This is a genomic window from Aerococcus sp. UMB1112A, assembly GCF_030230715.1.
GTDB lineage: Bacteria > Bacillota > Bacilli > Lactobacillales > Aerococcaceae > Aerococcus.
The window spans coordinates 1-7,985 of sequence record NZ_JASPDS010000032.1 but is presented as its reverse complement, the minus strand read 5'-3'; the positions used below and the strand labels follow the sequence as shown (position 1 = coordinate 7,985).

Below are 7,985 nucleotides of genomic sequence, written 5' to 3'. Positions count from 1 at the left end.
AAAATGTTGAGCTTGACCAAGACGCAAAAGATGAAAGCAAGAAGATTTTAACCTTATGTACTGCTAAAGAACTGACAAACCTTACGACTTTAACAATGAATAAGGAAAATAATATGGCTTGTGGTTTAATTTACGAAACCCTAGTAGCTTATGAAAACGGTGAAATTGTACCAAAACTTGCTGAAAGCTTTGAATATAAAGATGATGGCAAAACTTTAGTCTTTAAATTAAAGGATGGGGTAAAATTTTCAGATGGTGAAGATTTTAATGCTGATGCAGTAAAAAAGATATTAGATTTTGATAAGTCAAACCCTAATTTTGCAGGCATTAGGGCTGTTGCAGAGATAAAATCAACAGAAGTTATTGATGATAATACGATTGCTATTCACTATGAAAATCCGTCTAAATTTTATATAAATGGTTTTTGTTTCCAAAATGTATTGGGGATGCCATCTCCAAAGTCATTTACTGAGGGAAATTTTGAGACATTTAACAAAAATATAGGAACAGGTCCTTATGTATATGAAGAATTTAAATCTGGAGAATATACAAAATTTGTTAGAAATGAAAATTATCATGGGGAAAAACCTTATTATGATGAAGTTATTGTCAAATATATTCCCGATGCTTCCTCAAGACTTCAAGCCTTAAATAAGGGGGAAATAGATTTAATTTATGGAGCAGATTTAATAAATTATGATGACTTCAAAAAAGGTTCTGAAATTAAGGATGTTACTGGAGAAGTCAATAAAAATAGGACTTTGACTAAGAATCTAATTTTAAATCCAAGTAAAAAAGAGTTAGAAGATTTAAAAGTTCGCCAAGCAATTAATTATGCAATTAACAAAAAAGACATTGTCGATAGTTTAACATACTCATATGAAGATGTAGCTGAAACTTTATTCCCTAAAGATGTAGCTTATTGTGATGCAAATTATCCAACTAATTATAGTTATGCTCCTGAAAAGGCAAATAGCTTGCTAGATGAAGCGGGTTGGAAACTCAATAAAGATACAGGAATTAGAGAAAAGGACGGAAGTCCATTAAAGCTTCAATATGTTTACTGGTCAGATTTAGTATTTGCTAAGGAAACTGCACTTGCAATAAAGACACACTTAAAAGAAGTAGGTATAGATGTTGACCTAGTTGAAAAAGATCAAATGTCATGGTGGACAGATGGTATAAAGGGAGAATTCCATTTGACAACCTGGAATACAGAGGGTTCTTATACTGAACCTCATAAGTTCTTACAAGAATCAATCACTGAAATGGATCCACATTTGATGCCGTTAAAAGCACTTTCTGATTCAAACATATATATTGATGCAATAAAGAAGGCTTCCACTTCTACAAACGAAGGGGAGATTAAAGATAATATACAAAAAGCTATAGTATATTCAAACGAAAACGCTATGGATTTGCCTCTTTCTTATTCAAAAGAAATGATTTTGTATAGAAATGACAAAATTGGGGGATATGAATTTACAAGTACACCACAATTTTTCAATATTTATAGTGTAAAAGCTAAATGAGAATAGGTTAATAAATTGAATTTAAGGCAGGTCTATCTATAAAGTAGTGAATGGATAGACCTATCTTATTATTACGAAGATTTATTAAGGAGGGGATTTGATGGATCTAATAAAACAATATGTAAAAAAGAGAAAAGGATCATATTTTATGTCAATCTTACTGGCAATAATTGGAGTAGTGGCTGGTCTTTTTTCTTATATTTTTATGGCGAAAATTATTGTGAATTTGATTAATGGCATAAGGGATATGAGCTTATATACTCCACTATGCATAAATATTTTAATAACATTTGTTATTAAAGAAGTGGCGGCAGGAATATCAACAAGTATTTCCCATACTGCAACCTTTAATTCATTAGGAGAAATTAGAAATGATATTTCCAAAAAACTTTTTAAGATGCCATTGGGAGATGTATTATCAAGATCATCTGGAGAATTAAAAAATATTATAGTTGAGCAAGTTGATTCTATGGAAACTTCACTTGCCCACCTAGTGCCAGAATTTACGGCAAACTTAGTAGGACCTGTTTTATTATTTATTTATATGTTTAGCTTAGATTGGCGATTGACCTTGCTATCACTAATTCCATTTGTGGTAGGAATGTCTATTATGATGTCTGTTATGAATGCTCATTATAAGGAAATGTTTGGGAAGTCAGTTGCCATTGGTCAACACATGAATAATTCTATTGTTGAGTATATAAATGGGATAGAAGTAATAAAGACCTTTAATCAAAGCGAATCATCTTATAAAAAATATGCTGATGCAGTTTATGACAATGCAAGCTTTTATTATAACTGGATGGGTGAATCTATGAATAGGGTTGCCATAGGTAGATTACTTTCTCCTACGGGAATTATTACAATCATACCCTTTGGGATTTTATTTTATATAAATGGAAGTATTGATTTAGGAAATTTAATTACCTTAATCGTCTTATCCTTTGCTACAGTTTCTAGCATTTTAAAAATCATGAACTATATGGATGATATGTCAAGAATATCAACTATAACTTCTGAAATAGGAAAGATTTTAGATTCAAGAGAGTTAGAAAATATCGACAAGGGAGAAAAAATAGAATCCTATAATATAGAACTTCAAGACGTAGACTTTTCTTACGATGGAAAAAAGAAAGTCATTGATAATCTTTCTATGGAAATAAAAGAATCTAATGTTTCAGCACTCGTTGGTCCTTCTGGGTCAGGCAAGTCCACAATAGCAAAACTTATTGCTGGATTTTGGAATGTAGATAAGGGATCTATTAAAATTGGCGGAGTAGAAACAAAAGATGTGTCGCTCGAAAACTTGTCTTCACTTATTTCTTTTGTATCCCAAGACAATTTCCTCTTTGATATGACTATAAAGGAAAATATTAGGCTTGGAAATAAGAATGCCTCAGACGAAGAAATCATAGAGGTATGTAAAAAATCTGCCTGCCATGATTTTATTATGAATCTATCTAATGGTTATGATACAAGAGTTGGCGAAGGTGGAGGTCATCTATCTGGAGGAGAAAGACAAAGAATATCTATTGCTCGTGCCATGCTAAAGAATGCACCAATCGTAATTTTAGATGAAGCAACTTCTTATATAGATCCTGAAAATGAAGCTCTCATACAAAACGCCTTGGCAAATCTAGTTAAGGGTAAAACTTTAATAATAATCGCTCATAGGTTAAAGACAATTGTTGATGCAGATAGGATATTTGTCATTAAAGATGGCAAATTAAATTCTTATGGTACTCATGAAGAACTATTAAAGTCATCAGAACTTTATAAGGAAATGTATGCTGCAAATTTAAGGGGGGATGAAAATGCTTAATGTGTTTAAAAAGATATGGAATTTTTCAAAAGAAGAACAGGTATATATTAAGAAATCTATTCTCGCTGGATTTTTGCACGCAGTATTTAATGCCCTTGAGTTTGGTGCAATTTACTATATGCTAGTAAATATATTTTCTAAAACTTTAGACTATAAGGCTATCTTTGTTTGTCTTGGAATATTAGTTATATCCCTTGTTGGAAAGATAATGACACAAAAATCATCACAAATGGCACAAACACACGCTGGATATTTTATGGCAGCTCATAAGAGGATAGAAATAGGAGAAAAAATAAAAAGAGTTCCTATGGGTTTCTTTTCAAGCTTTTCACTAGGAAGATTAACTACTATTTCCACATCTTCACTTTCCCAAGCGGAAATGTGGGTGCCTATGCTTTTGGTTCTTGTACTTGGTGGAGTTCTAAATACTTTAGTTTTTGTCCTTGGAACTTTAATATTTAATGTAAAGGTAGGGCTTGTTGCAGTAGTAGGTGTAATAGTATTCTTTATAGTTACATCAATGATGGAGAAAAAATCATCAGCTAATGCAGATAAAATGACAGAAACACAAACAAGACTTACAAAAGAAGTATTAGCAACTTTACAAGGAATGCAGGTTATAAAATCCTATAATCTTGGTGGAGAAAATAACAGGGCTTTAAGAAAGTCTATAAAAGATACATCAAATATACTTTTAGATTTAGAAATATCTGTAGCACCTTACACAGTTATCCAAAGAATTGTAATGGGAATAACAACAGTAGCTATGGTCTATGTATCATTAAAATTAAATTTATCTGGTGAACTTCCACTTGCTGAAACAATTCTTATGATTATGGCATCATTTATTATCTTTGAAGGCTTAATCGGGGCAGGATCAAACATGGCAATCCTAAGAGCTTGCGAAAATGCCATAGATTCTGTAGGTTTTATCGACTCTATGCCTGATATGAGAGAAGGTAGTATTACAGAGCCTATAAAAAATCATGATATAGTCTTTAAAAATGTAAGCTTTTCTTATGATGATAGACCAATTTTAAAAAATGTATCAGCAGAGATAAAAGAAAATACCATGACTGCCATAGTTGGTCCATCTGGATCTGGTAAAACAACATTTTGTAATCTAATAGCGAGATTTTGGGATGTAAATTCTGGAGAAATTTTAATAGGTGGAAAGAATATTAAGGATTATAAGATAGAAAACCTTATGAATTCAATTTCCATGGTATTTCAAGACGTCTATCTCTTCGAAGACACTATTGAAAACAATATAAAATTTGGAAAACAAAATGCAAGCCATGAAGAGGTTGTAGAAGCTGCAAAGAAGGCGAGGTGCCATGAATTTATAGAAGCTTTACCAGAAGGATATGACACTATTATTGGGGAAGGTGGAGCAAGCCTATCTGGTGGAGAAAAACAAAGAATCTCAATTGCAAGAGCTATGCTAAAAGATGCAGACGTCATAATCTTTGATGAAGCAACAGCAAGTATAGATCCAGAAAATGAAGATAAACTTAAAGAAGCAATAGAATCATTAACAAAAAATAAAACAGTAATAATGATTGCTCATAGGTTAAAGACAATTAGAAATGCTGACCAGATTTTAGTCTTAAAAGATGGAGAAATAGTAGAACGTGGAAATCATGAAGAACTGATTAAAAATAATGGACTTTATTCTGACCTTATCAATGCAAAAGCTAAGGCGGAATCATGGAAATTAAATAATTGATAGAAAGAAATATTTAAAGTCTTTGAACAGGAAAAACATTTAGAGCAGGTGGATAAGAAAAATCACTTGCTCTTTTTTTCGTCCCTAAATTATGATGGGAATTTTGAAGATAATCTAGAAGATAAAAATGTTGATGTAGAAAAAGTTGTAGCTACACCAATGATGATTGAAGCATAAAAAATGTATCAACCCTTACCCTTTAATCAGGATTTAGGTTGATACACAAAATTATTTATAGACCCTATTTTAAGTTATTATTCTAAATCTTTAGTATTGTCTTCAAGTTCTAAGAACTTATCAAAATCACTTTTGTAGAGTCTATCTTGTATAATTCTATATTTTTCAAACTCACTCTCTGCGTGTTTTTTAGCAAGAGCTGCAGAGACTTTTCCTGCATCATTTAAGATTTCTTTATCCCATAACTCTAAAAATCCATTTAATCTTTTTTCCCAATCTTCCATTGTCATCGGGATATGTCTTTCTGCTTGTAGTTCTGCCATGTCCAAATATGATGAAACAATTCTTTGCATTTGATTTAATTCTTCTTCGTTTAAATAATTTTTTGCTACGACTACATCATATTTATGAATTTTTGAATCTGGAGATCCTTCCCAAGTAGTAAGTCCCATATTTTTAGTTTTGTGATTGGCTCTATCTACAATTAATTCAGCTGCAGTTTTTCCATGAATGGCATAGTGTAATTTGTTTTGAATAGCTGCAAAAAACCTTTTTGTTGCTTTTGCAGATGGATCATAGTCTAAAGAAGTGGCATAAATATCCGTGATTTTTTGATAGAATCTTCTCTCAGATAATCTAATCTCACGAATTTTTACAAGTAATTTTTCAAAATAATCCTTGGTAAGTTTTGTACCAGAATTTTTGAGTCTTTCATCATCCATTGCCCAACCTTTAATTGTAAAATCTTTTACAATTTGGTTTGCCCACTTTCTAAATTGGACTGCACGTTCGTTATTTACTTTAAAACCTACTGCAATAATTGCTTGTAGGTTGTAGTGCTTTGTATTATATGATTTTCCATCGTTTGCAGTTATTAAGTATTTCTTAATAACTGAATTTTCGTCTAGTTCGTTATCGTCAAATATCTTTTTTAGATGCTGATTTATTGCCGATACACTTACATCATAAAGAGCTGCCATCATCTTTTGAGTTAGCCAAATATTTTCATCTTCATATCTAATTTCGATAGCTTCTTGATCATCACCATTCGCTGCAATAAAAGTCAAGTATTCAGCAGCAGATGATCTAATTTGAAGTTCTTTTCTTTCTTGATTTTCGTCTTTATTTTTATCCATTTCTCTACTCATAATTTCCTCCGAATATGAATTTCATTCTACCTTTAAACACTGGAATACTAATCAAGAATACAATTACATAATGTATAAAGGAATTTATCATCATATTTTTTGTTATTGGTAATTGATGATAAGTTTGACCTATTATTTTAAAAGCGGCTAGAGTGTTTGTAATAAAATCAAGTGCCAACCATAGGGCGACTGATGATCCTATAAAAGCAATTATATAGTTTAAAAGTTTACTAATTCTTTGTAGCTTTTGATTTATTAAAACTAGCAATATTCCATAAATAATTACTACTGTAATTGAAAGGGGAATAGCTAATTTGTTATCTAGTTTATCTTTTATGGATATATAAAATCCTAAACCTACAACTATAAAATCAATCAAAAATGTTGAGATTTTTACAGAGTAGGTAGTGATGAGATAGTAGAAAACTATTCCAGAAAGAATTAATAAAAAATATCCTGCAATAAATATTCCCATAGAATCTCCTAATAATAATCATCATGTTCAGGGCGATAGTTTTTAAGAAAATCTCCCTGAGGTGTATTAACATTAATTGGTTTATTAAACTTGCCCATTTTTGCTAACTCAGAAATTTTTAGATTTAGTAAATTTATATCCACACCTAATTTTCCAGCAATTTCATAATCACAAACTTGATCATTGATATTATCGAGGACATCTTCATCACTTATTAATAAATGAGCTGCAAAAATATTTGCTTCAGTTTCAAATTTATTTGTAGGGTTTAGCACTGTTTGGTCATGAAAAGCTCCGCCACTCACACAATAATCTCTGTGTAGTTGATCGTGACCTAATTCATGTGCTAATATCGTTTTTCTATTAAAATTTGTGTTACTACTGATAAAAATAAATCTGTTCCTTTGAATATAATGGTACATTCCTAAAAGTATTTTTGTTTCAGGTAGATATACCAGGTTAATATTCAAAGCTTCTATTAATTCGATAGGATCTCGTGTCTTATATTTTTTTATAAGTCGATTAACCTTATCATATATATAGCGATTCATGCTCATAAAATCACCTAATCTTTTTTCTTACGACCGTATTTCTTGTTTTCTCTTTTAGCCTCCCAATAAGCACGAGTAATAGCTTCAAAAGCAGCATCTTTATCTTCGTCAGAAATTTCTCCACCAGCAAATAAAGAGCTTAGACCTTCTGTTAATGCTCTAGCTTTTTCTAATTCTCTTTTGCCACCCATGTTATAAACTCGATTTAAAAATTCGTCACTTTCTTCTAGAAGATAATTGTAATCACAGTCCATAACTTCAGCTATTTTTTTGTAAACCTCGACATCTCTTGGGTATCTTTCTCCGTCTTCATAATGTACAAGAGTTCTTGTACTTATTCCTATCATTTTTGCAAAATCGGCTTGACTTAACTTTTCTTTTTCACGAAAATCCTTTAATCTATCCGCAAAAGCCATAACTTTAACCTCCTGTACTAATGTGCATTTATAACTTTTAATACGAACAATAGTGCTTGAATTATTTTTCAATTTGAGATATAATACAAACTGAACTTATATTCATATTATAGCACAAACATTCAAGTTTGTAAA

7 protein-coding genes and 1 pseudogene are annotated in these 7,985 nt (G+C 31.1%); 4 read left to right on the top strand and 4 right to left on the bottom strand.

Going from position 1 to position 7,985, the window contains the following annotated elements; translation table 11 throughout:
- The 4 genes and pseudogenes from QP860_RS10095 to QP860_RS10080 form a co-directional block, all read left to right on the top strand.
- Positions 1 to 1,532 (top strand): ABC transporter substrate-binding protein (locus tag QP860_RS10095; RefSeq protein ID WP_284912737.1); only part of this gene is annotated, 1,532 nt, incomplete at its 5' end.
- Between the two features lie 100 nt (positions 1,533 to 1,632).
- Entirely contained in the window at positions 1,633 to 3,354 is a 1,722-nt protein-coding gene (locus QP860_RS10090; RefSeq protein WP_284912735.1) for an ABC transporter ATP-binding protein, read from the top strand.
- A complete protein-coding gene (locus QP860_RS10085) occupies positions 3,347 to 5,083 on the top strand; it encodes an ABC transporter ATP-binding protein (RefSeq protein WP_284912733.1) in 1,737 nt (578 codons plus the stop codon). Before QP860_RS10090 ends, QP860_RS10085 begins: the two co-directional genes overlap by 8 nt.
- Before the next feature lie 9 nt (positions 5,084 to 5,092).
- A pseudogene (locus QP860_RS10080) lies at positions 5,093 to 5,257 on the top strand (sigma-70 family RNA polymerase sigma factor); the annotation flags it as partial.
- 80 nt (positions 5,258 to 5,337) lie between these two features.
- On the opposite strand, the gene QP860_RS10075 reads toward QP860_RS10080, so the two are convergent.
- From QP860_RS10075 to QP860_RS10060, 4 genes are read right to left on the bottom strand one after another with little or no spacing between them, the layout of a single operon-like run.
- Positions 5,338 to 6,408 carry a virulence RhuM family protein gene (locus QP860_RS10075; protein ID WP_284912731.1) on the bottom strand — a complete coding sequence of 357 codons (1,071 nt, stop codon included), beginning with the start codon at positions 6,406 to 6,408 and terminating at the stop codon, positions 5,338 to 5,340.
- Positions 6,401 to 6,883: a hypothetical protein gene (locus QP860_RS10070; protein WP_284912730.1), complete on the bottom strand. Its 483-nt coding sequence runs from the start codon at positions 6,881 to 6,883 to the stop codon at positions 6,401 to 6,403. Before QP860_RS10070 ends, QP860_RS10075 begins: the two co-directional genes overlap by 8 nt.
- Positions 6,884 to 6,891: 8 nt before the next feature.
- On the bottom strand, positions 6,892 to 7,440 hold the full coding sequence (locus QP860_RS10065) for an ImmA/IrrE family metallo-endopeptidase (RefSeq protein WP_284912729.1): 549 nt from the start codon (positions 7,438 to 7,440) through the stop codon (positions 6,892 to 6,894).
- Positions 7,441 to 7,448: 8 nt separating this feature from the next.
- On the bottom strand, positions 7,449 to 7,850 hold the full coding sequence (locus QP860_RS10060; protein ID WP_000852880.1) for a helix-turn-helix domain-containing protein: 402 nt from the start codon (positions 7,848 to 7,850) through the stop codon (positions 7,449 to 7,451).
- Between the last annotated feature and the right edge of the window lie 135 nt (positions 7,851 to 7,985).

What these genes read in the sequence shown, in the direction of transcription:
- QP860_RS10065 (WP_284912729.1), bottom strand. Translation starts at nt 7,440, where the DNA reads ATGAGCATGAATCGCTATATATATGATAAGGTTAATCGACTTATAAAA.
- QP860_RS10090 (WP_284912735.1), top strand. Translation starts at nt 1,633, where the DNA reads ATGGATCTAATAAAACAATATGTAAAAAAGAGAAAAGGATCATATTTT.
- QP860_RS10060 (WP_000852880.1), bottom strand. Translation starts at nt 7,850, where the DNA reads ATGGCTTTTGCGGATAGATTAAAGGATTTTCGTGAAAAAGAAAAGTTA.
- QP860_RS10085 (WP_284912733.1), top strand. Translation starts at nt 3,347, where the DNA reads ATGCTTAATGTGTTTAAAAAGATATGGAATTTTTCAAAAGAAGAACAG.
- QP860_RS10070 (WP_284912730.1), bottom strand. Translation starts at nt 6,883, where the DNA reads ATGGGAATATTTATTGCAGGATATTTTTTATTAATTCTTTCTGGAATA.
- QP860_RS10075 (WP_284912731.1), bottom strand. Translation starts at nt 6,408, where the DNA reads ATGAGTAGAGAAATGGATAAAAATAAAGACGAAAATCAAGAAAGAAAA.